Annotated in this window: 1 pseudogene; it reads right to left on the reverse strand. The window is 67.8% G+C overall.

Annotation, left to right across the window (positions count from 1 at the left end):
- Positions 1-230: pseudogene (locus tag KVS69_RS20885) on the reverse strand (3-deoxy-8-phosphooctulonate synthase); the annotation flags it as partial.

Raw genomic sequence — 230 nt, forward strand, 5'->3', positions numbered from 1 at the left:
GCCCACTGCGCGGGTCTTGGACACGATGTGCTTGATCTGCGAGGGGCTGAGGAACTGCGGCTTCTTGATGTTCACGGCACGGCCGATCTGGACGATGGCCACCACCAGGTCAGTCTGGCGGGCCAGGAGCGCCGGAATCTGCAGCACGTCGACCACTTCGGCCACGGGGGCGGCCTGGGCGACTTCATGCACGGCGGTGATCACCGGCACGCCGGGCGGGCGCTTCACTG

It is taken from the genome of Stenotrophomonas sp. GbtcB23 (assembly GCF_019091045.1).
GTDB classification, from domain to species: domain Bacteria; phylum Pseudomonadota; class Gammaproteobacteria; order Xanthomonadales; family Xanthomonadaceae; genus Stenotrophomonas; species Stenotrophomonas rhizophila_A.